Here is a 24,539-nt window from a genome sequence, read left to right on the forward strand (position 1 = left end):
CGACGATCTTGTCGTAGCATTCCCAGTTACGTGCAGCGCGACCGATGCCACCGTAAACCACCAGTTCTTTAGGGTTCTCGGCGACTTGCGGGTCGAGGTTGTTCATCAGCATCCGCAGCGGCGCTTCCGTCATCCAGCTTTTAGCGGTCAGCTTGTTACCGCGGGCGGCGCGGATTTCAACGTTACGGTATTTGGTAGGTTTATTCTCGGTCACGAAAAAAACTCCTCAGCAGTCAATCCAAACCAGCCCAGGCAGTGGGCGAGCGAGCCTGCGCGCAGGGGCTGCGCTACAAGCGAATCAGGGGATGGTGCGAAGAGGGTATTCAGCAACTCTTACGCACACATCTTTACTTGTACATACAAGCATATGCAATCAAGCGGCCAACTCGCTGATTGAGCATTCAAGAAAATTTCAAAACGTGCGGGAAGCCGCCTGAATCAAGGGCTTTGAGACGAGATAAAATTTTTCGCGGGATTTTTTTGGAGGGGAAACATTTGTTACCGAAGCGTGGTTTTGCGCCACACTGGGGCGTTCGGTAACATTTTGGGAGATGTTGGTGCGCGATGGGGAACGACTGGGGCGAATGCTTTTGTGGCGAGGGGGCTTGTCGGAACGCCGCACCGCCCCGTTCGGCTGCGCAGCAGTCGTAAAACCGGCTGATGGGTTACGCCTGATAAAGCGCGGTTGCTGACTTTAGGGCTGCTTCGCACCCCAGCGGGAGCAAGCTCCCTCGCCACAGTAAATCAGTGTGCGGCCAGTTCGATCACGCAGCATTGACCGGTGACTGCTATTTCCAACAATCCGGCGTTACCGCCAAGCTGCAGGCAATCATGCCGCCCCAACACTTCAGGCGCACTGTTACCCAATTCGACCTGGGTCTGCTCAGCCACACTGAAGATCAGCACCGTACTCGCCGAGCTGAAAAACCGCTGCTCACCCTCAAGCCATTGCAACCGCGCGCTGTAGCGGTCCGGTGCATAGATCAGGTTGAAGTCGCGAATCGGTCCGCCGAGCAACGCACAGGAAACCTGGCTGGCACCACTGAAGGCAAACGGATCCAGCGGTAACAGCGGCCGCGTGTCCTGACCGTCGACCCGCAGTGTCATGCCCGCGCCTTGCAGCACAGTGATGACTCGCTGATAACCCGCAAAGGTAGAAAACCCGCCCGACTCACCGATATCGGCAATCGACAGGCGCCAGCCGAAGCCGTCCAGACCGGTGCCGGCGTCACGGGTGATTTCTTCGGTGCTACCGCCGCCGTTTTTCCACGGCATGCGCGGATAGTTGGCCGCGCGCAAAACGTTCAACTGACTCATGTATGTCTCTTTATTTGTGAAACCGTCCTTCCAGACGATGACGGGAACCGGGGTGAATCAAGCGTGCGGCGGTTACTGGCTGACGGCCGGACCAGGTCCGGCGACGAATCAGCAGACACGGCTCGCCGCGTTCGATCTGCAACAACCGGCACTCTTCCGGCTCGGCCAGAATCGCTTCGACTACGTGCTCGCCTTCGGTCAGCGGTGCGACCTGGGACAAATAGGCGTAGGGCGTTTGCAAGGTGAAGTCTTGTTTGAGGTAGTCCGGTGCAACCAACGCGTTGACGAAACGGTCTTCAATTTGCACAGGAATATCGTTTTCGAAATGCACGATCAGCGAATGGAAGACCTTCTGCCCTTCACGCATATCCAGCGCGACGGCGCGCTCGGAGCCGGCCGACTCCTCGCCAAGGGTAATCACCTTGCAGGTATGGCGATGGCCACGGGAGGCGATTTCATCGGCGATGTTGTGCACTTCGAACAAGGCCGACTGGCTTTTTGGCTCGGCGACAAATGTCCCGACACCCTGCATACGCACCAGCAGACCGTCTGCGGTCATCTCGCGCAGAGCGCGGTTGATGGTCATACGGCTGAAACCCAGTTGGCTGACCAGCTCGCTTTCCGACGGAACGCGATAGTGCGGAGGCCAGTTTCCACTCTCGATTTGCTGAGTGATCATCTGTTTGACGCGGGCGTACAAGGGCGCCGGACTGTCACCCATATGGGCAGCCAGCGGAGAGACGGCAGGCGGAGTCGGCACGGGAAATCCTTGTTCGTTGATTAAAGTGGATAGCTTGCCGGAGTTTACCGAGCAGGCAAACGTCTGTATATGTATATACAAATAACACACGATGGGGAACTGAACCATGTCCGCCTTCTTTGCCGAACGCGCGCTACTGCCTAGTGGATGGGCCAATAATGTACGTCTCGAGGTCAGTGCCGATGGCTTGCTGACCCACATCCAGGCTGATGCCAGTGCAGATGGCGCCGAACGGCTAAGCGGTCCGCTGCTGCCAGGCATGCCCAATTTGCACTCCCATGCGTTCCAGCGGGCGATGGCCGGGCTCGCGGAAGTCGCCGGTAATCCGAACGACAGTTTCTGGACCTGGCGCGATTTGATGTATCGCCTCGTCGGAAAAATCAGTCCGGAGCAACTCGGGATCATCGCCCGTCAGCTCTATATCGAAATGCTCAAGGCCGGCTACACCTCGGTCGCCGAATTCCATTACGTGCATCACGACACTCATGGCCAGCCCTATGCCGACCCGGCCGAACTGTCGTTGCAGATCAGCCAGGCCGCAAGCTCCGCCGGTATCGGCCTGACGTTGCTGCCTGTGCTTTACAGCCACGCAGGCTTTGGCGGGCAAGCACCGAATGAAGGCCAGCGACGCTTTATCAACAGCACTGAAAACTATCTGAATTTGCAGGCACGTTTGCAACCACTGCTGGCACAGCAGCCGGCGCAGCAATTGGGCTTGTGTTTCCACTCATTGCGCGCGGTAACACCGCAACAGATCAGCGAAGTGCTGGCGGCCAGCGATAAACAGTGCCCGGTGCATATCCACATTGCCGAGCAGCAAAAAGAAGTCGAGGACTGCCTGAGCTGGAGCGGTCGTCGTCCGCTGCAATGGCTGTACGAAAATACCGAGGTCGATCAACGCTGGTGTCTGGTCCACGCGACCCACGCCAATCCGGAAGAAGTCGCGCTGATGGCCAAGAGCAAGGCCATCGCCGGCCTGTGCCTGACCACTGAAGCCAACCTCGGCGACGGGATTTTCCCGGCGGTGGATTTCCTCGCCCAAGGCGGACGAATGGGCATCGGCTCCGACAGCCACGTCTCGCTGAGCGTGGTCGAGGAACTGCGTTGGCTGGAATATGGCCAACGTCTGCGCGACCAGCGGCGCAACCGCTTGTATCGCGGCGATCAACCGATGGTCGGCCGCACGCTCTACGACGCTGCACTGGACGGCGGCGCGCAAGCATTGGGGCAGCCGATAGGCGCCCTGGAAGTCGGCAAGCGCGCCGACTGGCTGGTGCTCGACGGCAATGACCCGTATCTGGCAACGGCAAATGGCGACGGGATTCTCAATCGCTGGCTATTCGCTGGCGGCGATCGCCAGGTTCGGGACGTGCTGGTCAACGGTCAATGGGTGATCCGCGACGGCCACCATGCCGGGGAAGAAGACAGCGGCCGGGCGTTTACCCAAGTGTTACGCGAGCTCTTAGGCTGAGTGCTGGTGATCATTTGTGGCGAGGGAGCTTGCTCCCGCTCGGCTGCGCAGCAGTCGTAAATCGGCAATTGCGTTATCCCTGATAAAACGCAATTGCCGATTTTGGGACCGCTTCGCGCTCCAGCGGGAGCAAGCTCCCTCGCCACAGTGAACGGCCACAGGCTAATTCGACGCCTTCGCCATCTTCGTATCCGACACTCGCCAGATCAGGCGGGTCGTATCATAACCCTGCTGACGCGCCCTGCTCAGCAGGTCCTCACGCTTGACCCCATTGACCTCAGGCGAACGTGACAGCAGCCAAAGGTGACGCCGATCCGGGCTGCCGACGATGGCAGTCTTGTAGTCATCGCTGACGTACAACACCCAATATTCGCCCTTGGAAAAGCCCGGTATCAGAGTGGTAAGCCAATTATCGAACTCAACCCACAGCTTGTCGGCTCTGCCGGGAATCTGCGGCGTTGCGGTGCCCTTGGCCTCTTCCCACTGCCAATCCGAAGTCAGGCAACGGTTTAACACCGCGATATCGCCATCGGCCTTAAGGGTGTAATGGGCTTCGGATTGCGCGCAGTTGCGCTGGAAATACATCGGCAGACGGGCCAACTCGTACCATGTCCCTTGGTAACGTTTGAGATTGACGCTGTTGACGGTCTTGGGCGCCAACGGGTCATTGCCAGAGGTGGCGCAGCCGGCCAATATCAGGCCGGCCAAAAGAACTATTAGGAACCGAATCATTATTTTTCTCCCGTGGGCGCGTGACCCCGGTGTTTTTTACTTCAGGCCTTGCCCGGAAAACATCAGTACTTTGTCACCGGCATACTGCACGCTGATAAAGCTGTTCTTGTTGCCCCAGGTGCAGCTGGACATGCCCAGGGCGCCAGAACAATCGGAAGGAGTCCCCAAGAGTTTTTCGACTTCAGCCTTGGGCATGCCGGTCGAAATTTTCGAGTAGTTTTCCTGATTGACCTTGCTGCATGCAGCTAACAGCACGCAGAACGACAACAGAGCGAGGGATCGCAGCGACATGGTGAAACTCCTGGGCGGAAGAGAGAAGGCATGGCTGCCAACCAGAAGCTTAGAAGAGAAAACCGCCATCTGGTTCCCCAAGCCACTGGCTATTTCTTACATCGCAAATCCCCCCATTTCCCCCTGAAATCAGCCACTTTCCCGCATTAACGGGTATTTCGTCGACTTTCTCAAAAACCGCCTAATCTTTGGCGCTGGGAAGCCGACATAAAAGCAGCACAAAGCCCCTCGATGGGCAAATTGACGCCCCCTCGTTGACCAGCCTCTTGCGGTAGCTCATTTAATGACCAGAAACATGAAATTCAGCCACAAGATTCTGCTGGCAGCCGCTCTTGTGGTCGCCGTTGCGTTCGCCTGCTTCATCTTGTTCAACGACTATCGACAACGCCAGACCTTGCGTAGCAACACCGAGTCCTCGATGCAGGAACTCGGCAGCCTGACCACCCGCAACATTCAGACCTGGCTGGAAAGCCGCATGCAATTGCTGCAATCGCTGGCCCAACAAATCGCCGTCGACGGCAGCGCACCCGACAATCTCAAGCGCAGCGTCGGCCTGCCTGCCTACACCAGCAATTTCCAGCTCAGCTACTTTGGCGGCCAGGACGGCGTAATGTTCTCGGTGCCGGCCGGTAACCGTGCGGCGGACTACGACCCGCGTTCCCGTGGCTGGTACAAGGCGGCCAACAGCGCCCAGCAGACCATCGTCACCGAACCCTATATCGCGGCGTCCTCGGGCAAGCTGGTGATCACCGTCGCCACCCCGGTGCAGCATCAGAACCAATTCATCGGCGTGGCCGGCGCAGACATCGACCTGTCCAGCGTCAGTGCGATCATCAACTCGCTGAACTTCGGCGGTCATGGCCACGCCTTTATCGTCAGCGCCGACGGCAAGATCCTGATCCATCCAGACAGCAAACTGGTGCTTAAAAGCCTCGCCGATGCTTATCCAAACGGCGCGCCGAACGTCAGCCCGGGCATGAAGGAAGTTGAAGTCGACGGCAAGTCCCAGTTCATCTCCTTCACCCACGTTAACGGCGTGTCGTCGGCGGACTGGTATGTGGCGTTGGTGCTCGACCAGGACACCGCGTTCTCGATGCTCAGCGAATTTCGCACCTCGGCAATCATCGCCATGGCCATCGCTGTCGTGATCATCATCACCCTGCTGGGCATGCTGATCCGCGTGCTGATGCAACCACTGCTGACCATGGGCCGCGCCATGCACGATATCGCCGAAGGCGAAGGTGATCTAACCAAGCGCCTGACCATTCATGGCCACGACGAATTCGGGGCTCTGGGCGTGTCTTTCAACCGATTCGTCGAGCGGATTCACACCTCGATTCGCGAAGTAGCGTCGGCCACCGGCCAAGTCAACGAAGTGGCCCTGCGCGTGGTCAGCGCTTCCAACTCGTCGATGTTCAACTCCGACCAACAGGCTTCGCGTACCAGCAGCGTCGCTGCGGCGATCAACCAACTCGGCGCCGCTGCCCAGGAAATCGCCCAGAACGCCGCCCTCGCCTCGCAGCACTCCAGCGACGCCCGCAGCCTGGCCGAAGACGGTCAACAGGTGGTGGATAGAACCATCGCCGCCATGCAGCAGCTGTCGGCCAAGATCAGCGATTCGTGCAGCAATATCGAGACGCTGAACAGCAATACGGTGAACATCGGGCAGATCCTCGAAGTGATCACCAGCATCTCGCAACAAACCAACCTGCTGGCGCTCAACGCCGCGATCGAGGCCGCCCGTGCCGGTGAAGCCGGACGCGGTTTTGCAGTGGTCGCCGATGAAGTGCGCAACCTCGCCCACCGCACTCAGGATTCAGCGCAGCAAGTGCAAAAGATGATCGAGGAATTGCAGGTCGGCGCCCGCGAAGCAGTCATCACCATGACCGACAGCCAGCGCCAGAGCGAAAGCAGCGTTGGCATCGCCAACCAGGCTGGCGAACGCCTGGGCAGCGTGACCCAACGCATCGGCGAGATCGACGGCATGAACCAGTCGGTGGCCACTGCGACCGAGGAACAGACCGCCGTGGTTGAATCGATCAACGTCGACATCACCGAGATCAACACTCTCAACCAGGAAGGCGTGGAAAACCTGCAATCGACCTTACGGGCATGTGCCGACCTTGAGCAGCAAGCGGCACGGTTGAAGCAATTGGTGGGGAGTTTCAGGATCTAGTGCCCTTCAGGGCCTCATCGCGAGCAAGTCGGCATCAGCAGCAACGAAAATCTAGAACCGCGACCCCGGTTCTTTCAAAAACGCCAACTCTTCAGGCGTGGAAACCCGCCCAAGCACTTCATTGCGATGGGGAAACCGGCCAAACCGGGCGATGATTTTTTGATGGCGTTCGGCGTAGTCGAGATGGTCGGCAAACACTGGCTGATCGGCCAGCGGTTGCTCTGCTTGCAAGGTAGCGAAGCGCGACACACCTTCGTTCTGCACCGCGAGGTTCTCGCAATGCTCAAACACCAGGTAAATGAACGCCCGACGCATGGCCGGCAGTTGCCGGTCGAAATCCGCAGCAATCCCTTGAGCCACTAACGCTTGAGCACGCAGGTCGCCCGAGAAGGCTTTTGGGGTGTCGCGAAAGATCATTCGCGGCAGTTGATCGAGCAATAACACTAGCGCCAGCCAACCTTGCGGGCATTGCGCCCACTCAGCCAATTCGCCGGCCAGTGCCTGCTCGACCTGAGCCCCGAAACGCTCACGCGCTTCGAGGTCCTGGCTGTCGCGCTTGCCGAACCACAGTCTGCCCTTGTCAGCCACTATCTCGGTGGGAGTCTCGGTTGAACCGAACCACCAATCGAGCAACGGCTGCCAAGGGGCGGACATGGGTTTATTCCTTGTGGTAAGCCGTGGCGCGTTCGACTTCTTCTTTCGAACCGAGGAACACCGCTACACGCTGGTGCAGGCCTTCGGGTTGAATGTCGAGGATTCGCTGGTGGCCATCGGTGGAAGCGCCGCCAGCCTGTTCGACCAAAAACGACATCGGGTTGGCTTCGTACATCAACCGCAGTTTGCCCGGTTTGGACGGCTCGCGGCTGTCGCGCGGGTACATGAACAGACCGCCACGGGTCAGGATGCGATGCACGTCGGCAACCATCGAGGCGATCCAGCGCATGTTGTAGTTCTTTTTCAGCGGACCTTCTTCACCCGCCAGCAACTCACCAACGTAGCGTTGTACCGGAGCTTCCCAGTGACGCTGGTTGGACATGTTAATCGCGAATTCCTGGGTGGTTTCCGGGATTTTGATGTCTTCGTGGGTCAGGACGAAGCTGCCCATTTCACGGTCCAGAGTGAAGCCTTTGACGCCGTCGCCCAAGGTCAGGATCAACATGGTTTGCGGGCCGTAGATCGCATAGCCGGCAGCGACTTGCTGGGTACCAGGCTGCAGGAAAGCCTTCTCGCTGAGGGTTTCGTTCTGGCTCAGGTGCTCATTCGGGCAACGCAGTACCGAGAAGATGGTACCCACCGAAACGTTGACGTCGATGTTCGACGAACCGTCCAGTGGGTCAAAAACCAGCAGGTAGGCGCCTTTCGGGTATTTGCCCGGGATCTGGTAGGCATTGTCCATTTCTTCGGACGCCATGCCGGCCAGGTGACCGCCCCATTCGTTAGCTTCGAGGAGGATCTCGTTGGACAGTACGTCGAGCTTCTTCTGCACTTCGCCTTGCACGTTTTCGGTGCCCATGCTGCCCAGAACACCACCCAGGGCGCCTTTAGAGACGGCGTGGCTGATTTCCTTGCAAGCACGCGCCACCACTTCGATCAGGAAGCGCAGATCGGCAGGAGTGTTGTTGCTGCGGGTCTGCTCAATCAAATAGCGACTTAGGGTAACGCGGGACATGGATGGCTCCGGATGAATAGGGGGGGCTAAAAACCCGCGCAGTTTAACGCGAGTCGAGGCGCATTTCCTCCTGTCAGACCCAGTTAAGGCAGATAGAGTTCATGCGCCGGGTTGAGCGTAGTCCGAAACCGACCGAAGGTGCCTGAAGATTCCTCACAGTTTCAGCATCTCGTCTGACTGAAAGAGTGCCTTCGCGGAGCGCCAAAAATCAGGTTTTCGCCGGTGGCTTACGCAACAAACTGAACGCCATTGCCGCGAGGAAAACCACGCCCAGCAAGAGCACGGCCCAAAGACCGACCCTCTTCCAATCGGTGCCAGAGGTAACCAGCGGCGGCGCCGTGGTCGGCTGAGTCGCCACCGGACCACCATCGACTTTGGCCTGGCCCAGTGAGGCCAATCGCTTGGCGCTGTAATCCGGAATCAATGTCGACAGCGACAGATTCGCCGCTTTCACCGTCGGACTACCCAGCGCCAGCGTGTACGGCCCTGCACCACGAGCCAGGAACACCAGCTGCGTCGCCCGCACAGCAAAGTGCAAGGCCGGGGCTTCGGCGCCCAAGCCGCCACCGCGTTCATCGACGATCAGTTTCAACTGCTGAACGGTCTGACCGGGCAATTGCAATTCGTCCTGCACCACATCCTGACCGTTCTGGGTCAGGCGATAGAGCAAACCGCTGCTCAGCAGCTGCCACGGCAGGCTGCTTTCGCGACGACCGAACAGGGTCACCGGCGCGAGGCTGTTGGCCTGGCTCAGCTCAATCCGCAAACGCTCGACGCTCAGGCCCATTGGCAGTTGCCAGGTGTATTCGCCCGCCTTCACGTTGCTGCCAGTCAGCGGCTGCGACCAAACCAACGGTAGCGGCAGACTATGGGTCCGGGCACTCTCCAATTGGGCTGAGGTAAGGACCGGCGCCAACTGCGGAGTCTTCCAAAGCAGGCGCAGATAGCGCGCCGACTGCCCAGGCAAACCGACCTCATGCTGCTCGACGCGTTCGTCGGCAAACGACAGGCGCGCCACCTGCCCTTCGCCCCACGACTGCCAATGCTGCAAGTCATCGCTGGCTTCAATGCTGAAACGCTGGAAGCCATCACGCTCGCTGGTCCAGTCAAGGATCAACTGCTGCAAGGGCGCTTTGATCGCGCTGGCATCCAGCAGCCAGCCACGGAGGATTTCTTCACCGGCCTCCAGCTGAGTGGAAGGCTGGACTTCAACCAAAGTGCCGTTGGCGCTCGATTGCACCCGGATACTCGGCGTGGCTTCGCTGGCGTCCGCTGCGTTATACAGCGGGAACCACTTCACGTCGTTCAGGGTACTGTTTTCGGCTCTCTGCGCCTGCTCACGAGCCAGCGCGTAGGCCTGGGCCTCACCGGCGGCGTTGAACACCCGAACGTCGCTGAGATCAGTCTGGCGTGCCTTCAGCTGCACCTCCATCGGCAACTCGAGGCGATACCAAGGGCCTTCGCCGCTCAAGGTCAACGGTACGTGGGTGGTGAAATCTCCCGGTTTATCCTGGGCATTTGCCGACAGCGCCACACACAACCCGACAGCCCCCAACCAACCCAGGCTCAGCTTCTGACTCAAGACGACACTCCTTCAGATTCATTGGCCGGTTTTTCAGTACCCGGCTCAGCTTCGGCACGCTTGGGCGGCAGCGGTGCGAAATAGCCCACCACCAGCAACAACACACCCACGCCGATAAACGACACGATCCGCGCCAGCCCGCCACGGTTGCTCAGCTCGACAAAGAACAGCTTGGCGACCACCACCGCGATCAGCGCCGCGCCGATCAGCCAGACTTCGCGGCGGTGACGCACATGGCCGCCGATCATCAGACTCAGGGCAATCAGCGTCCAGACGATCGACAGGCCGGCCTGCACCAGCATCGACTCGAGCAGCGCATCCAACTCAAACGGCACGCCGCCCCAATGGTGAGCGCTGCGCATCACCAGCGCGGTGAAGAAGGCGAACAGCGACACACCGGCCACCAGCTGCGTCGCGCGCTCGGCATAGTCGGCGCGGATCGCCCATTGCGTGACCGCACTTCGGGACCAGACATAAACCCCGAACAGCGCGAACAACAGACCCAACTCCAGCGGATTGAGCAGCGGCACATAGGGCAGTGGCTCGGCGGTACCGTCACTGACGATATTCGCCAGCCAGAACCAGCCGAGCATCAGCACTGCCAGTGGCAGCGCCGCGTACACACGGTATTCACGGGAATAACTCGAGACTGGCCAAGGCCAGGTGCGTGGGGCGGCCATCAACACCAGATACAGGCTCGGCAGAATCGCCCAGCCCAGCCAGCGCCAGGCGTTGTACTGCTCGGACAACAGCAGCAAGCCGTAACGCAACTCCAGCGCCAGCGCACCAATCAGCAGCCAGCAACCCAGCACATGGGCCGCACTCAACGCGGTAGCGGGCAGCATTGGTGCCAAGCGGCGCAACGAGATGAAATGCACGACGAACACCGCCGCCCATGCCAGCCAGCCGAAGTTCGCTGCCGGGTGAAAGCGAGCATGCCAGGCCGCGACCAGCACCAGACCCGCTGCCAGCACCAACAAGGTGCAGAGCAGGCCCAACGCCGGCCACTTCAGGCGCAAGGCCAGTACGGTCCACACGGCGACGCTCAGCGCCGCGACGCCGAGCAATAGCGTGGCTTGCAGATTCAGCGGTGCAAAACGCAACACTTCGCTGACCAACGCCAACGTCCACCAGGCCGCGCCCCACACCAACAGCAGTTCGGACAAACGCTGCAAACTCAAGGCATCGAACGCCGTCGCGTGATGACCGAGCTGCAAGCGCCAGGCCCCGACCATCGCCGCCAGCCCCAACACCATCGGTGTCCAGAAACCGCTGTGGGCCAGCGGGCGCAAGCCTTCGCTAGACAACGGCCCGAGCAACTCAGGCCCGGCAATCAGGAACGCCGCACCGCCAATCACCTGCAACAGCAGACCAAAAACGAAACTCACTCGCTGTTGCAAATACAAGCTCAACCAGATGATCAACAGACCGCTTGCGGCCCACACCGCACTCGCGGTTTGCCACGGCAGGACGAACAGCACGGCCAGATTGATCAGCACCAGCCCCGCCAGCAACACCACCGACAGACTGCGTAGTAGGCGTACATCGCTGCGCACCATGTCATCACGAGCCGCCAGCAACATGCCGCCAATTAATGCCAGTCCAATCAAGGACGCACCGAGCAAGCCACTCCAGCCGGCGCTGAACACCGCAGAGTCGCCCTGCGCGCCTTGCAGCCGTAACAGGAACAACGCGCCGCCCAGCAGCTGCACCGCGAAAGCGGTAAACAAAAAAGTCCGCGATTGCAGGCGCAGGCCGACAAACAGGGTCACCAGCCCGGCCAGCGCCCAACTGATGGCCGTGCCGTGAGTGAAGAAAAACAACGGCGCCAGCAGATAGAGGAATGCCAGGCCGCCGCAGGCCAATACCGGCAAGGCTTTGCGCTCCCGGTTCGAGGCTTGCTCGGGCGGGGCTTTACGCAACTGATAGAAACTGAACAGCAAGGCCGCGCCCAGCAATAGAGCCCCCAGCGGGGCGCCATCCAGCAGACTCGCCTCGCCAATACGCAGCTCACTGAGGAACGCCAGCGCCGAGCCCACTTGCAGCAGCAAGGCAAACGCCCGCGCCAAGGGTCGCTGCTGACGCAGGCCAAGCCAGAAAATGCCCGCGCCTTCTACCGCCCAGGCCGCAACGGTCCAACGCGCATCCAGTCCCAGCGGAATCGCCAGACTGGCGAAAATCACCCCCAATGCCAGGCAGGTTTCGCCCAGCATCAACGCTCGCCCACCGGCGAGTAAACGGGCCAGGCCCATGTAGATTATGCCCAGTGCCAGCGCGCTGAATGCCGCGGCAAATTCCAGATGCTGGACCAGCGCGAACTGCAAGCCGAAGCCAACCAGTGGAGGGCCGAACAGCATCGTACCGTCAACATAATCTCCCTTGCGCGCCGACCAGCGCAGTAGCGCCTCGCGGCTGTCGTCTTCAGGTGCATCGCTCATTTCGAGCAACTTGCGCCGCGCAAACAGCAACCCTATCGCCAGGTACATCAGGAAGAACAGAATCAGGAACGGCTCGGTGCTCCACAGCAACTCAGGCGTATAAGAACGCAGCCCCCAGGCGAAGCCAATGCCGAAGGTGCCGACGAAACCGATCAGGTTGAGCAGACGCCAGGCCTTGAACCAGGCGATGCCCAGAATGCCGGCATTCAGCAAAGCGAAATAGCTGAACAGCGCGACATGGTTACCGGCACCCGTGGAGGTCAGGATCGGCGCGGCAAAGCCACCCAGAGCCGCCGCTGCAGCCAGGCCCAGCGCGTCCTGTGTGATCGCCAGAATCGCCGAGAACACCGTGACGGCTACCAACAAACTCAAAGCGGCAGTCGGATCAAGCAACGGATGCAGACGCATGGCGGCGAACACCGTCAGGTACAGCACCGCGATCCCGGTACCTTGCAGCATCAACGCATAGCTGCTGTTGCGCAGACGCAGCCACCAGCCCACCCCGAGCAAGCCCAGGGCGCACGCTGCAACCCCGGCGTAACGCAGCTCGATCGGCACCACCATGCCTTCGGTGGCATAGCGCAGCAGGAACGCTAGCCCCAGGAACAACAACACCACACCGACCCGCAGCACGGTATTACCGCCGAACAACCAACTGCGCGCACCGGCGATGGTGCGCTCGATCAGGTTCGGTCCACGTGGTGCGGCCGGTTCTCTCGGTTCACGGGCGGCGGGTTCTGGTTTCCAGGCATCGGCAGGCAAAGGCTTGCTCGCCTCCGACACAACGGAAAATTGCTCGTGTTCAAGCTCGGCCGGCCATTCCCAGACCAGTTCGGGAACCGCATGCAAAGGCGCCGGAATCGATTCCGGCGCTTCGCTCACAATAAACTCAGGGGAATGGTCCGGTTGGACCGATTCGCTGGTAGCCATCGGCTCAGGCTGTCCGGCAGCGCCGACACCAGACATTTCAAGCAACGCCAGGCGTTGTTCGACAGCCGCCAAAGCCTTCTGCGCCAGTTCCAGTTGCTGGCGCTGCTGCGCCGCTTGCGAACTCAAACTCGCGAGGCGGATTGTCTGCCCAATGCCGAGCCCGATCAGTGCACCGAGCAGCGCATCGCTGAAGGACTCATCGAGCACCCAGCCCAGCACCAGCCCTATCAGCATGAAAATCCATTGCATGGTCGATATCCCTAAGCGCCATGGCCAACCGGAAAGGATTGGCGCAGCCCACATTGCCAAGATCGCAGCCTTCGGCAGCTCCTACAACGGCCGTGTTCACCAAAACTTTCTGTGAACACTGACCGTAGGAGCTGCCGCAGGCTCGGGCCGCGTTCGGACGATCTTTTCCGGGGCGCTAGTATATCGAGCCAATCAAACGGCGCCTAAAAGCTACTGAAGAGCCTTCCAGATATCCGTCGCATACTCACGAATCGTCCGGTCGGACGAGAACCAACCCATCCTCGCGCTGCTCAACACCGCCGAGCGCCACCACTCTTTCGAGTCGTGCCAGTGCGCTTCGACCCGCGCTTGAGCGTTCCAGTAGGAATCGAAGTCGGCGCAGACCAGGAAGCGGTCATAGTCGATCAATGAATCGATCAAACCGACATAACGCGCCGGATCGTCCGGCGAGAACACCCCGCCGCGAATCGCTTGCAGCACATCGTTGAGCCGATGGGAGGCAGCGATATCGGGAACGGCGCTGAACTCACTGTTGAGTTTGCGCGCTTCGACCTGCTGAGCGGTGAGGCCAAAGATAAACATGTGCTCGGCACCGATGCGTTCGCACATTTCCACGTTGGCACCGTCCAGCGTGCCGATGGTCAGTGCGCCGTTGAGGCCGAACTTCATATTACTGGTGCCCGAGGCTTCGAAACCGGCGGTGGAAATCTGCTCCGACAAATCGGCCGCCGGAATGATGCTCTCCGCCAGGCTGACGTTGTAGTTGGGCAGGAACACCACCTTGAGCAGGCCGCGTACGGTCGGGTCGTTGTTCACCGTGCGGGCGATGTCGTTGGTCAGCTTGATGATCAACTTGGCCTGGTGATAACTGGCCGCCGCTTTGCCGGCGAAGATCTTCACCCGCGGCACCCAATCGGTTTCAGGCTCTGCACGGATGGCCTGATAGAGCGCCACGGTGTGCAGCAGGTTGAGCAACTGGCGTTTGTATTCGTGAATACGTTTGACCTGTACATCGAACATGGCCGCCGGGTTGACGGCGATGCCCAGCTGATCATGGATGATTTGGGCCAAGGCCCTTTTGCTGTGCAGGCGCTGCTCGGCGAACTGCTTGCGGAATGCTGATTTCTCGGCGAACGGCTCCAGTTCAACCAGGCGTTGTTCGGGGTTATCCAGCAGATCAGGACCCAACGCCTCGACCATCATCGCGGTCAGTTCCGGGTTGGCCTGGTACAGCCAGCGGCGGAAGGTGATGCCGTTGGTCTTGTTGTTGATCCGTTCCGGATAGAGCTTATGCAGTTCAGAAAACACCGTGCTGCGCATCAATTGGGTATGCAGACCGGATACACCGTTGACGCTGTGAGAGCCGAGAAACGCCAGGTTGCCCATGCGGACCCGGCGACCGTTGTCCTCCTCGATCAGCGATACCGCGCGCAACACGTCGAAGTCGTGGATGCCCTTGGCCCGCAGCGAGTCGATGTGCTGGGCGTTGATCAGGTAAATGATCTGCATGTGCCGCGGCAGCATCCGCTCCATCAGCCCCACCGGCCAGGTTTCCAGCGCCTCGGGCAACAACGTGTGGTTGGTGTAGGACAGCGTGTCGACGGTGACCTGCCAGGCCGCGTCCCATGCAATATCATGCAAATCGACCAACTGGCGCATCAGCTCGGCCACAGCAATCGAGGGATGGGTGTCGTTGAGCTGGATCGCGGCATGCTCGCCAAGACTCAACACCGAGCCATGCATGTTCTTGTGCCGACGCAACAAATCCTGCAGGGATGCCGAGACAAAGAAATACTCCTGACGCAGCCGCAGCTCTTGGCCCGCATCGGTGCTGTCGGCCGGATAGAGTACGCGCGAGATACTTTCTGCCCGCGCCACCTCGGCTACCGCGCCCAAGTGGTCGCCAGCATTGAAGCGCTCCAGATGCAGGTCTTCCATCGCCCGAGCCCGCCACAACCGCAGGGTGTTGACGCTGGCACCCTGCCAACCGACCACCGGCGTGTCATAGGCCACCGCCCGCACGGTTTCCGCCGGATACCAAACTTGCTTGGTCTTGCCGGTCTCATCCTGCACCGTCTCGACACCGCCACCGAAGCCGATCGGGTAGATCACCTCAGCCCGTTCGAACTCCCAAGGGTTGCCGAAATCCAGCCAGTGTTCGGTCTGCTCCTGCTGCCAGCCATCGACGATGGCCTGGCGGAACAATCCGTGCTCATAACGAATACCGTAACCATGGCCGGCGATACCGAGTGTGGACATGCTTTCCATGAAACAGGCGGCCAATCGGCCAAGGCCACCATTGCCCAGCGCCGCATCCGGTTCCAGCAGACGAATGCGCTCAAGGTCAACGCCCAGTTCGGTCATGGCGTCCCGCGCCACGTCCAGCAGCCCAAGGTTGCTCAAACTGTCATAGAGCAGACGACCGATCAAAAACTCCAGGGAGAGGTAGTACACACGCTTTTGACCCTTGCGGTAGATCTGCCGCGTGTGGTCCATCCAGTGTTCGACCATATGATCCCGTGCTGCCAAAGCAATGGCTTCGAACCAATCATGGTCAAAGGCGTGATCCGGGTCTTTACCCACCGCGTAGGTGAGCTTGGTCAAGACGGCGTCGCGAAATGCGGCCACCTCAGCTTCTCGTACAAGCGGTTCCTGAGACATCGATGCGACCTCGAGCGAGATAGAAGGAGCGAGCATGGAATTGCTTGAGCCTAGTCGGTCTGACACGAGGCAAAGGCTCTGGTTCGGCAGTTTTTTCAAATGCCCATGTAAAGCTTTTTGTCCCGGCAGGTAACGCCCTAAAAAGATGCAGATGCCGTGCCGATTTGCCCTAAATGCCCTGAGCGGACGAAAAACCGGCAAATGGTTGTCCACACCTCCACCAACCCCGGTATCATCGCGCGCCCTGATACACCCCCTGGAAACACACCTGATGAAGCCCCAACTGATCGCCGCCGCGGAAATCGACCGACTCGATACCTGGGCGAAATACTCCAGCTATATGTGCGGTGGCTGTGTTTCCAGCTGTTGCACCCTGCCGGTCGAAGTGAAGATCAAAGACTTGATCCGCATTGGCATCGTCGATGAATTCGAGCGCGGCGACCCGCCGAAGAACATCGCCAAGCGCCTGCAAAAAGAAGGCATCGTCGAGCGCTACAACCAGAAGTCTGAAATCTTCACACTTCAGCGCATGAGCAACAACGATTGCCTGTACCTGGACCGCAAAAGCCGTCTATGCACCATTTACGAAAAGCGCCCGGACACCTGCCGCAATCACCCGAAGATCGGCCCACGGCCAGGGTATTGCGCGTATAAGCCCAAAGAAGTCGAGCGCGACACCAGCCGCAAGGCCCTGGACAAGTTTTGATCAAGGCTGGAAGTTGATCGTTCCCACGCTCCTGCGTGGGAATGCATCCGGTGACGCTCTGCGTCACTGCCGAAGCGGACGCGGAGCGTCCAGTGAGGCATTCCCACGCAGAGCGTGGGAACGATCCTGGAACGCGAAGCCTCCGATCAAAACCCAGACAAACAAAAACGCCCCCGACCGCAAGGTCGGGGGCGTTTTTTTAACAGCTAACTAATGAATCAGTTGCCGCTTTTCTTGGCAGCGCGGGTGCGCTCGCTTTCGCCCAGGATCTTCTTACGAAGACGGATGGACTTCGGCGTCACTTCACACAACTCGTCTTCTTGAACGAATTCCAGAGCTTGCTCCAGAGTGAAGCGGATAGGCGGAACCAGTGCGATGGTTTCGTCTTTACCGGAAGCACGCATGTTGTCGAGCTTCTTGCCTTTGGTTGGGTTTACACCCAGGTCGTTATCGCGGCTGTTGATGCCGACGATTTGACCTTCGTACACGTCTTCGCCGTGGCCCAGGAACAGCTTGCCACGAGCCTGCAGGGTTTCCAGCGAGTAAGTCAGAGCCTTACCGGTAGCAACCGAAACCAGCACGCCGTTCTGACGGCCGGACATGTCGCCGGACTTCATCACGTCGTAACGGTCGAAGATCGAGGTCAGGATGCCTGCACCGGAGGTCAGGGTCAGGAACTCGTTACGGAAACCGATCAAGCCACGAGCCGGGATGTTGTACTCAAGGCGCACACGGCCCTTGCCATCCGGAACCATGTTGGTCAGGTCGCCTTTACGGATACCGATCTGTTCCATGATCGCGCCCTGGGATTCTTCCGGCAGGTCGATGGTCACGTTTTCGTACGGTTCGTGTTTCACGCCGTCAACCATACGGATGATCACTTCCGGACGACCAACACCCATTTCGAAGCCTTCGCGACGCATGGTTTCGATCAGTACCGAGAGGTGCAGCTCACCACGGCCGGAGACTTTGAACTTGTCGGCGGTGTCGCCTTCTTCAACGCGCAGAGCAACGTTGAACAGCAGTTCTTTGTCCAGACGTTCCTTGATGTTACGGCTGGTGACGAACTTGCCTTCTTTACCACAGAAAGGCGAGTCGTTTACCTGGAAGGTCATGGAAACGGTTGGTTCGTCAACGGTCAACGGCTTCATCGCTTCAACATTCAGTGGGTCGCACAGAGTGTCGGAGATGAACAGCTGGTCGAAGCCGCTGATGCAGACGATGTCGCCTGCAGCTGCTTCGTCAACGTCGATACGGTGCAGACCGTGGTGACCCATCAGCTTGAGGATACGACCGTTACGGCGCTTGCCGTCAACGTCGATGGCCACAACTTGAGTGTTCGGCTTGACGCGACCACGAGCGATACGGCCAACGCCGATAACACCCAGGAAGCTGTTGTAGTCCAGTGCCGAGATTTGCATCTGGAACGGACCGTCACGGTCGACTTTTGGAGCTGGAACGTGGTCGACAATCGCCTGGTACAGCGGGGTCATGTCTTCCGCCATGGCGGTGTGTTCCAGACCGGCAATACCGTTCAGGGCCGAGGCGTAAACGACTTGGAAGTCGAGTTGCTCTTCGGTAGCACCCAGGTTGTCGAACAGGTCGAAGATCTGGTCCAAAACCCAGTCCGGACGCGCGCCTGGACGGTCAACCTTGTTGATCACCACGATTGGACGCAGGCCGGCTTCGAAAGCCTTCTTGGTCACGAAACGGGTTTGCGGCATAGGGCCGTCTTGAGCGTCAACCAGCAGCAGAACGGAGTCAACCATCGACATTACACGTTCAACTTCGCCGCCGAAGTCGGCGTGGCCCGGGGTGTCCACGATGTTGATGTGGTAGCCGTTCCAGTTGATGGCGGTGTTTTTCGCCAGAATGGTAATACCGCGCTCTTTCTCCTGGTCGTTGGAGTCCATCACGCGTTCGTCGTTGAGCTCGCCGCGTTCCAGGGTGCCGGATTGACGCAAGAGTTTGTCTACCAGGGTGGTTTTACCATGGTCAACGTGAGCAATGATGGCGATGTTGCGTAGATTTTCGATCACTTGTGTATCTCGATCAGAGGATTCGGTGTGCTGACAAGTCTTGGCAGCTATTTACAGTAGAGTCCGGCAAAGCCGTTACAGCTTGACGGCGGCGTCGGGGGGCCGGTGACGCAGGCCACAGGCATACAGCCCCGGGCTCTTAGCTCGGTCGATAAACGCGCACATTGGCATGCCCCTCACTGAGCAAATGGTGGGCATGCAGGCGACTCATCACGCCTTTGTCGCAATACAACAGGTACTGGCGAGTAGGGTCCAGTTCCTTGAAACGAGCGTTCAATGCATAAAACGGCATCGCTTGTACCTCGATGCCAGGCAGCACCAGCGGCTCGTCGTCCTGAGCATCCGGATGACGGATGTCGATCACGATCTGACCGGCCAGCGCTTCACTGACTTCTTCGACCTGCAAATCCTGGCCCAATTCATCGATAACCCGATCGATTGGCACCAGTTTGGCGTTCTCGAGCGCACGCTCAAGCACCGCCATATCGAACTGCTGTTCTTCGTACTCCACGCGATTGCGCTTGGCGTGGGTCTTGGGGTTGACCGAAATCACCCCGCAATACTCCGGCATGTGCTTGGCGAAATCGGCAGTGCCGATCTCGTTCGCCAGATCAATGATGTCCTGCTTGTGACTGGCGATCAGCGGGCGTAGCACCAGCTTCTCGGTCACACAGTCGATCACCGACAGATTCGGCAGCGTCTGGCTGGAAACCTGGGAGATCGCCTCACCGGTCACCAGCGCGTCGATTTCCAGCCGATCGGCAATCCTGGACGCAGCGCGCAACATCATACGCTTCAATACTACGCCCATATGACTGTTATCGACTTTACCGAGAATTTCTCCGAGCACTTCCTCGAACGGCACGCTGACAAATAGCACGCGTTGGGAGCTGCCGTACTTTTTCCAGATAAAGTGCGCGACTTCCATCACGCCCAGCTCGTGGGCACGACCGCCAAGATTGAAGAAGCAGAAATGGCTCATCAGCCCGCGGCGCATGATCTGGTAAGCCGCCACCGTCGAATCGAAACCGCCGGACATCAATACCAGGGTCTGTTCGAGGGCGCCCAGCGGATAGCCGCCGATGCTGTTGTGCTGGCTGTGAATCACAAACAACCGTTGGTCGCGAATTTCCATCCGCACTTCAATTTCTGGCTCTTTCAGGGAAATTCCGGCGGCGCCGCACTGACGACGCAGCTGGCTACCGACGTATTTCTCGACTTCCATCGAGGTAAATTCGTGCTTGCCGGCGCGCTTGCAGCGCACTGAAAAGATCTTGCCCGGCAAGGCATCACCGAAGTGCTGCTTGCACTTGGCGACGATGTCATCGAAGTCGCCCAATGGGTACTCATCGACCTGCAGGAAATGCGCGATGCCCGGCATGCAGCTCAGGCGATCCATCATGTCCTTCAAGGCTTTCGGCTCGCTGACACGGGTTTCCATGACGAGGTTGTCCCACACACCGCTCACCACCACAGCCGGGTCCAGATCGCGGAGCACGGCACGGATGTTTTTGGCCAACTGGCGGATGAAACGCATCCGTACCGGGCGGCTCTTGATGATGATTTCGGGAAAGACTTTTACGATTAATTTCATGAAAACAGCGCGCGAAGGGCCAGCCGAAAAAGGGGGGCGCGGATTATAGCGGAAATTGCTCAAGGTTTAACCAGTTAATATGCAGATGGCCCTGCACGCACTAAAACGGGGCATTCGAGGTTTTAAGCGCAACATTGCAGTGCGCTATTTTCTCGATTTTCCCGTTCTGCACGTTTATATGCGTGAGTTTGGGGCAGAAAACCCAAGTCGGGGCACTGGCATGCAATTTGCTCCCTTGTGAGGCAGGTTGCCATGGCAGAGTATTCGCGCCGGCATCACCCACATTCTAAGGGCACTCCACTACTAGCCCGAAGCCACCCCGGAGGACACTATGTCGAAGTCGGTTCAACTCATCAAAGATCATGACGTCAAATGGATTGATCTGCGCTTCACTGACACCAAAGGCACTCAGCACCACGTGACCATGCCGGCTCGCGATGCGCTGGATGAAGCCTTCTTCGAAGAAGGCAAAATGTTTGACGGCTCCTCCATCGCCGGCTGGAAAGGCATCGAAGCCTCCGACATGATCCTGATGCCGGACGACTCTACCGCCGTTCTCGACCCGTTCACCGAAGAGCCGACCCTGATCCTGGTTTGCGACGTGATCGAACCTTCGACCATGCAAGGCTATGACCGTGACCCACGCGCCATTGCCAAGCGCGCCGAGGAATACCTGAAGTCCACCGGTATCGGCGACACCGTTTTCGTCGGTCCGGAGCCTGAGTTCTTCATCTTCGACGAAGTGAAGTTCAAGTCCGACATCTCCGGCTCCATGTTCAAAATCTACTCCGAACAAGGTTCGTGGATGTCCGACCAGGACGTGGAAGGCGGCAACAAAGGCCACCGTCCAGGCGTCAAAGGCGGCTACTTCCCTGTTCCGCCGTTCGACCACGACCACGAAATCCGTACCTCCATGTGCAACGCCATGGAAGAAATGGGCCTGGTCATCGAAGTTCACCACCACGAAGTGGCGACTGCCGGTCAGAACGAAATCGGTGTGAAGTTCAACACCCTGGTTGCCAAGGCTGACGAAGTTCAGACCCTGAAGTACTGCGTACATAACGTTGCCGACGCTTATGGCCGCACCGCGACCTTCATGCCTAAGCCTCTGTACGGCGACAACGGTTCGGGTATGCACGTTCACCTGTCCATCGCCAAAGATGGCAAGAACACCTTCGCAGGCGAAGGCTATGCCGGCCTGTCCGATACCGCCCTGTTCTTCATCGGCGGCATCATCAAGCACGGTAAGGCACTGAACGGCTTCACCAACCCGTCGACCAACTCCTACAAGCGTCTGGTCCCAGGTTTCGAAGCTCCGGTAATGCTGGCCTACTCGGCTCGCAACCGTTCCGCTTCGATCCGTATTCCTTACGTGTCCAGCCCTCGCGCTCGCCGTATCGAAGCTCGCTTCCCGGATCCAGCAGCCAACCCGTACCTGGCCTTCGCTGCTCTGGTAATGGCCGGCCTGGATGGTATCCAGAACAAGATCCACCCAGGCGACGCCGCCGACAAAAACCTGTATGACCTGCCGCCTGAAGAGGCCAAAGAGATCCCACAAGTTTGCGGCAGCCTGAAAGAAGCCCTGGAAGAGCTGGACAAAGGTCGTGCGTTCCTGACCAAAGGCGGCGTTTTCAGCGACGACTTCATCGACGCTTACATCGCTCTGAAAAGCGAAGAAGAAATCAAAGTACGTACCTTCGTACACCCACTGGAATACGAGCTGTACTACAGCTGCTAATCCCGTGACGCCGGTACACGCGGCGTAACAAAAGAGGCCTCCTTCGGGAGGTCTTTTTTTATCTTTAAAAACAATGAGTTAGATACAGATTACAAAGCCCGTCACCGTCAAACCGAGCAACTTACTCACTCATGACTCGCCTCAAGCGCGCAAACCTTTACGATCCGCCGCATTAACTCTTCCCCCTCCCTGGCGGATTTCGCGATGAACCTCCCCCGTAAAATACTTTTCTCGCTGACGCTTATGCTCAGCGTGCTGCCCTGCGCCCAGGCTGCTGGCAGCCTCTCAACCACTCGTTTTCAGGGGACAGGCTGGAGCGTAGAGCAACCTGATCAGTCCATCCCCTTATTCAGCGCCCGTCTGAATGGAGAAGCGAGTCATGGCGATAAAACCAGTGCTGCCATACTGCAAGTCTCCTGCTATCGCTCCCCCCTGCGCCCCGTCATCTCGCTACTCACATCAACGGATCAACTGGGATTCAACCCTGGCGCCTTTGAAGGCCCCGCCGCCGAATCCACAGGCCCCCTGAGCCTCACAAGCGGCACACTTGCACCCCGCGACTATTCAGTAAACGGTGTTTACTCGGCGGAATTCGCGCAAAGAGGCGATCTGGTTTTTGTATTGAATATGCCAGCCAATCGCCAAGAGCTGCATTACTGGACCACCGAGGCCGCTCGGGGCCAACCGGTAAAAATGACGCTACCTTCAGCCATAAAAGAGGGCCTGCCACTGACCGCCAGGTTTATTCTGCCGCAAGACGACAGCGGACTGCGCGAGGTGATCGGGCCTTGCATGAAGGCATCCAGATCGGCAGATCGGCGCTGACTTCAACATCGGGATGCAAGCAATCTGTGCCAAGCCAGTACCCGTCGCCTATGCTCCCACCCAACGCTTTAGTTTCTGGTCGATTTTATGGGTCGTGGTTTTCTATTTATTTTTCTGTTGATCGCCCTGCCCGCCGCAGCGCAGATCTATAAGTACACCGACGCAGCTGGCAACACCGCTTACAGCAATCAACCGCCCGATGGCGCCAAGGCCCAGCCTGTGGAGTTGCCGCCTCTCAATAGCGTCCAACGCCAGCCACCGAGCAAACCTGCGCCACCTGTCGAAGCCGGCAGCCGTGAACAGCCGCGCAGCGCCTACGAGGTGCTGGAGCTGACCGGCCTGCCCAGCGAAGAAGCTCTGCGCGCCAACAATGGCACCTTCACGGTGGACGTTCTGCTGCAACCGCGTCTGCAAGGCGGGCATCGCCTGCGCCTGCTGCTGGACGGCCAGCCCTATGGTCAGCCGAGCAATGTCCCACGCCTGCAGCTGGTAGATATCGATCGCGGCGAACACAGCCTGGCGGTGCAAGTGCTGGATGGAGACAGCGTGGTGCAACAAAGTCCGACCGCCACCTTTACTGTGCAACGGGTGCATACGCCTTGAAGCCTTCATGAAACGGATGCCCATGCGCGCTCTATTGCTGTGCCTGTCGCTGATTGCCCTGCCAGCTGCCGCCGAGGTCTACACCTACGTCGACACCCAAGGAAACAGGGTCTTCACCGACCAACCACAGCCAGGCAACGCCAAACGCGTTCAATTGACGCCGGGCAATCGCATGTCCACTCCCCCCAGCGGAGCCGCCCCGGCGCCGACAGCCAAAAAAGCCCAGGACAAACCGCTCTTCCACTATCAGATGCTGCGCGTTCTGGTACCCGATCCGGACGCTACTATTCGCAACATCCAAGGTGAGTTGATTGTCAGTGTCACCAGTGAGCCCGGCCTGCAACGCGGTCATCGCTATCGCTTGTTGCTGGACGGCCAACCTACCGCCGATCCAGGCCCCAGCCCGGTATTCGCCCTGAGCAACATCGACCGAGGCACTCATCACCTGGCGGTGGAGATTCTCGATGAACAAGGGCGGATGGTCGAACGCACACCCAATCAGCCCTTCCATATGCTGCGCATCTCCCTTGCCCAGAAGCGCCAGGTCAAACCTTGCACGCTTGCTGATTACGGCCAGCGGCCGGAATGTCCTTTGGCAGACAAACCCAAAGAAGAGAAAAGCTTCTTTTCATTCTTTTAAACGCCGTTCAGGTTTGCGCACTATATTGGTGCAATGAGTTGCACCCTACCCACTAATCAACCCATTTTGGTTCGAAAATACCCGGCGAAGCTGGCAGAACGCCACGCAATCGAGCTTT

At 58.9% G+C, this 24,539-nt stretch carries 18 protein-coding genes and 1 pseudogene; 7 read left to right on the forward strand and 12 right to left on the reverse strand.

The features are described 5' to 3' along the window. From ACN1C3_RS00005 to hutC, 3 genes and pseudogenes are all read right to left on the reverse strand, one after another. Positions 1–214: pseudogene (locus tag ACN1C3_RS00005) on the reverse strand (urocanate hydratase); the annotation flags it as partial. A gap of 530 nt (positions 215–744) precedes the next feature. Further along, positions 745–1,317, reverse strand: a complete 573-nt coding sequence (locus ACN1C3_RS00010) for a HutD family protein (RefSeq protein WP_419113744.1) — start codon at positions 1,315–1,317, stop codon at positions 745–747. 10 nt (positions 1,318–1,327) lie between these two features. Next, a complete protein-coding gene (gene hutC / locus ACN1C3_RS00015; protein WP_419114212.1) occupies positions 1,328–2,038 on the reverse strand; it encodes a histidine utilization repressor in 711 nt (236 codons plus the stop codon). Between the two features lie 145 nt (positions 2,039–2,183). On the opposite strand from hutC, the gene ACN1C3_RS00020 reads away from it, so the two are divergent. Next, positions 2,184–3,548 (forward strand): formimidoylglutamate deiminase, encoded by a 1,365-nt coding sequence (locus ACN1C3_RS00020; RefSeq protein ID WP_419113745.1) that lies wholly within the window; start codon positions 2,184–2,186, stop codon positions 3,546–3,548. Positions 3,549–3,710: 162 nt separating this feature from the next. On the opposite strand, the gene ACN1C3_RS00025 is transcribed toward ACN1C3_RS00020, so the two are convergent. Further along, complete coding sequence (locus tag ACN1C3_RS00025) at positions 3,711–4,280, reverse strand: lipocalin family protein (RefSeq protein WP_419113746.1); 570 nt, start codon at positions 4,278–4,280, stop codon at positions 3,711–3,713. Between the two features lie 36 nt (positions 4,281–4,316). After that, positions 4,317–4,571 (reverse strand): outer membrane protein assembly factor BamE domain-containing protein, encoded by a 255-nt coding sequence (bamE, locus tag ACN1C3_RS00030; RefSeq protein WP_419113747.1) that lies wholly within the window; start codon positions 4,569–4,571, stop codon positions 4,317–4,319. A 283-nt stretch (positions 4,572–4,854) separates the two neighbouring features. Here bamE and ACN1C3_RS00035 point away from each other — a divergent pair, with 283 nt between their 5' ends. Then, positions 4,855–6,747 carry a methyl-accepting chemotaxis protein gene (locus ACN1C3_RS00035; RefSeq protein WP_419113748.1) on the forward strand — a complete coding sequence of 631 codons (1,893 nt, stop codon included), beginning with the start codon at positions 4,855–4,857 and terminating at the stop codon, positions 6,745–6,747. A 51-nt stretch (positions 6,748–6,798) separates the two neighbouring features. On the opposite strand, the gene ACN1C3_RS00040 is transcribed toward ACN1C3_RS00035, so the two are convergent. The 5 genes from ACN1C3_RS00040 to ACN1C3_RS00060 all read right to left on the reverse strand — a co-directional run bounded on the left by ACN1C3_RS00040 (position 6,799) and on the right by ACN1C3_RS00060 (position 16,276). Beyond that, the gene (locus tag ACN1C3_RS00040; protein ID WP_419113749.1) at positions 6,799–7,401 is read right to left on the reverse strand and encodes a DUF924 family protein; all 603 of its coding nucleotides are present in this window, start codon (positions 7,399–7,401) and stop codon (positions 6,799–6,801) included. A 4-nt stretch (positions 7,402–7,405) separates the two neighbouring features. Further along, entirely contained in the window at positions 7,406–8,416 is a 1,011-nt protein-coding gene (locus ACN1C3_RS00045) for a class 1 fructose-bisphosphatase (RefSeq protein WP_419113750.1), read from the reverse strand. Positions 8,417–8,624: 208 nt separating this feature from the next. After that, positions 8,625–9,998, reverse strand: a complete 1,374-nt coding sequence (locus tag ACN1C3_RS00050) for a DUF3999 domain-containing protein (protein ID WP_419113751.1) — start codon at positions 9,996–9,998, stop codon at positions 8,625–8,627. Continuing rightward, positions 9,995–13,615, reverse strand: a complete 3,621-nt coding sequence (locus ACN1C3_RS00055) for a DUF2339 domain-containing protein (RefSeq protein ID WP_419113752.1) — start codon at positions 13,613–13,615, stop codon at positions 9,995–9,997. The genes ACN1C3_RS00050 and ACN1C3_RS00055 overlap by 4 nt, the downstream gene beginning before the upstream one ends. A gap of 210 nt (positions 13,616–13,825) precedes the next feature. Continuing rightward, the gene (locus tag ACN1C3_RS00060; RefSeq protein ID WP_419113753.1) at positions 13,826–16,276 is read right to left on the reverse strand and encodes a glycogen/starch/alpha-glucan phosphorylase; all 2,451 of its coding nucleotides are present in this window, start codon (positions 16,274–16,276) and stop codon (positions 13,826–13,828) included. Between the two features lie 271 nt (positions 16,277–16,547). Here ACN1C3_RS00060 and ACN1C3_RS00065 point away from each other — a divergent pair, with 271 nt between their 5' ends. Then, complete coding sequence (locus ACN1C3_RS00065; protein ID WP_419113754.1) at positions 16,548–16,982, forward strand: YkgJ family cysteine cluster protein; 435 nt, start codon at positions 16,548–16,550, stop codon at positions 16,980–16,982. Between the two features lie 218 nt (positions 16,983–17,200). Here ACN1C3_RS00065 and typA read toward each other — a convergent pair whose 3' ends face one another. Further along, positions 17,201–19,021 (reverse strand): translational GTPase TypA, encoded by a 1,821-nt coding sequence (gene typA / locus ACN1C3_RS00070; RefSeq protein ID WP_419113755.1) that lies wholly within the window; start codon positions 19,019–19,021, stop codon positions 17,201–17,203. A 139-nt stretch (positions 19,022–19,160) separates the two neighbouring features. Continuing rightward, entirely contained in the window at positions 19,161–20,615 is a 1,455-nt protein-coding gene (thiI, locus tag ACN1C3_RS00075) for a tRNA uracil 4-sulfurtransferase ThiI (protein WP_419113756.1), read from the reverse strand. Positions 20,616–20,946: 331 nt separating this feature from the next. Here thiI and glnA point away from each other — a divergent pair, with 331 nt between their 5' ends. The 4 genes from glnA to ACN1C3_RS00095 all read left to right on the forward strand — a co-directional run bounded on the left by glnA (position 20,947) and on the right by ACN1C3_RS00095 (position 24,421). Further along, positions 20,947–22,353 (forward strand): glutamate--ammonia ligase, encoded by a 1,407-nt coding sequence (gene glnA, locus ACN1C3_RS00080; protein WP_419113757.1) that lies wholly within the window; start codon positions 20,947–20,949, stop codon positions 22,351–22,353. A gap of 204 nt (positions 22,354–22,557) precedes the next feature. Beyond that, complete coding sequence (locus ACN1C3_RS00085; RefSeq protein WP_419113758.1) at positions 22,558–23,178, forward strand: hypothetical protein; 621 nt, start codon at positions 22,558–22,560, stop codon at positions 23,176–23,178. A gap of 87 nt (positions 23,179–23,265) precedes the next feature. Next, positions 23,266–23,781 carry a DUF4124 domain-containing protein gene (locus ACN1C3_RS00090; protein WP_419113759.1) on the forward strand — a complete coding sequence of 172 codons (516 nt, stop codon included), beginning with the start codon at positions 23,266–23,268 and terminating at the stop codon, positions 23,779–23,781. Positions 23,782–23,803: 22 nt separating this feature from the next. Beyond that, the gene (locus tag ACN1C3_RS00095; RefSeq protein WP_419114213.1) at positions 23,804–24,421 is read left to right on the forward strand and encodes a DUF4124 domain-containing protein; all 618 of its coding nucleotides are present in this window, start codon (positions 23,804–23,806) and stop codon (positions 24,419–24,421) included. Positions 24,422–24,539 lie beyond the last annotated feature (118 nt).

It is taken from the genome of Pseudomonas sp. H11T01 (genome assembly GCF_048515765.1).
In the GTDB taxonomy this organism is placed as follows: domain Bacteria; phylum Pseudomonadota; class Gammaproteobacteria; order Pseudomonadales; family Pseudomonadaceae; genus Aquipseudomonas.

Excerpts from the sequence above, each read along its gene's own strand:
- ACN1C3_RS00010 (WP_419113744.1), bottom strand. The coding sequence starts at position 1,317 with ATGAGTCAGTTGAACGTTTTGCGCGCGGCCAACTATCCGCGCATGCCG.
- hutC (WP_419114212.1), bottom strand. The coding sequence starts at position 2,038 with ATGGGTGACAGTCCGGCGCCCTTGTACGCCCGCGTCAAACAGATGATC.
- ACN1C3_RS00020 (WP_419113745.1), top strand. The coding sequence starts at position 2,184 with ATGTCCGCCTTCTTTGCCGAACGCGCGCTACTGCCTAGTGGATGGGCC.
- ACN1C3_RS00025 (WP_419113746.1), bottom strand. The coding sequence starts at position 4,280 with ATGATTCGGTTCCTAATAGTTCTTTTGGCCGGCCTGATATTGGCCGGC.
- bamE (WP_419113747.1), bottom strand. The coding sequence starts at position 4,571 with ATGTCGCTGCGATCCCTCGCTCTGTTGTCGTTCTGCGTGCTGTTAGCT.
- ACN1C3_RS00035 (WP_419113748.1), top strand. The coding sequence starts at position 4,855 with ATGACCAGAAACATGAAATTCAGCCACAAGATTCTGCTGGCAGCCGCT.
- ACN1C3_RS00040 (WP_419113749.1), bottom strand. The coding sequence starts at position 7,401 with ATGTCCGCCCCTTGGCAGCCGTTGCTCGATTGGTGGTTCGGTTCAACC.
- ACN1C3_RS00045 (WP_419113750.1), bottom strand. The coding sequence starts at position 8,416 with ATGTCCCGCGTTACCCTAAGTCGCTATTTGATTGAGCAGACCCGCAGC.
- ACN1C3_RS00055 (WP_419113752.1), bottom strand. The coding sequence starts at position 13,615 with ATGCAATGGATTTTCATGCTGATAGGGCTGGTGCTGGGCTGGGTGCTC.
- ACN1C3_RS00060 (WP_419113753.1), bottom strand. The coding sequence starts at position 16,276 with ATGTCTCAGGAACCGCTTGTACGAGAAGCTGAGGTGGCCGCATTTCGC.
- ACN1C3_RS00065 (WP_419113754.1), top strand. The coding sequence starts at position 16,548 with ATGAAGCCCCAACTGATCGCCGCCGCGGAAATCGACCGACTCGATACC.
- thiI (WP_419113756.1), bottom strand. The coding sequence starts at position 20,615 with ATGAAATTAATCGTAAAAGTCTTTCCCGAAATCATCATCAAGAGCCGC.
- glnA (WP_419113757.1), top strand. The coding sequence starts at position 20,947 with ATGTCGAAGTCGGTTCAACTCATCAAAGATCATGACGTCAAATGGATT.
- ACN1C3_RS00085 (WP_419113758.1), top strand. The coding sequence starts at position 22,558 with ATGAACCTCCCCCGTAAAATACTTTTCTCGCTGACGCTTATGCTCAGC.
- ACN1C3_RS00090 (WP_419113759.1), top strand. The coding sequence starts at position 23,266 with ATGGGTCGTGGTTTTCTATTTATTTTTCTGTTGATCGCCCTGCCCGCC.
- ACN1C3_RS00095 (WP_419114213.1), top strand. The coding sequence starts at position 23,804 with ATGCGCGCTCTATTGCTGTGCCTGTCGCTGATTGCCCTGCCAGCTGCC.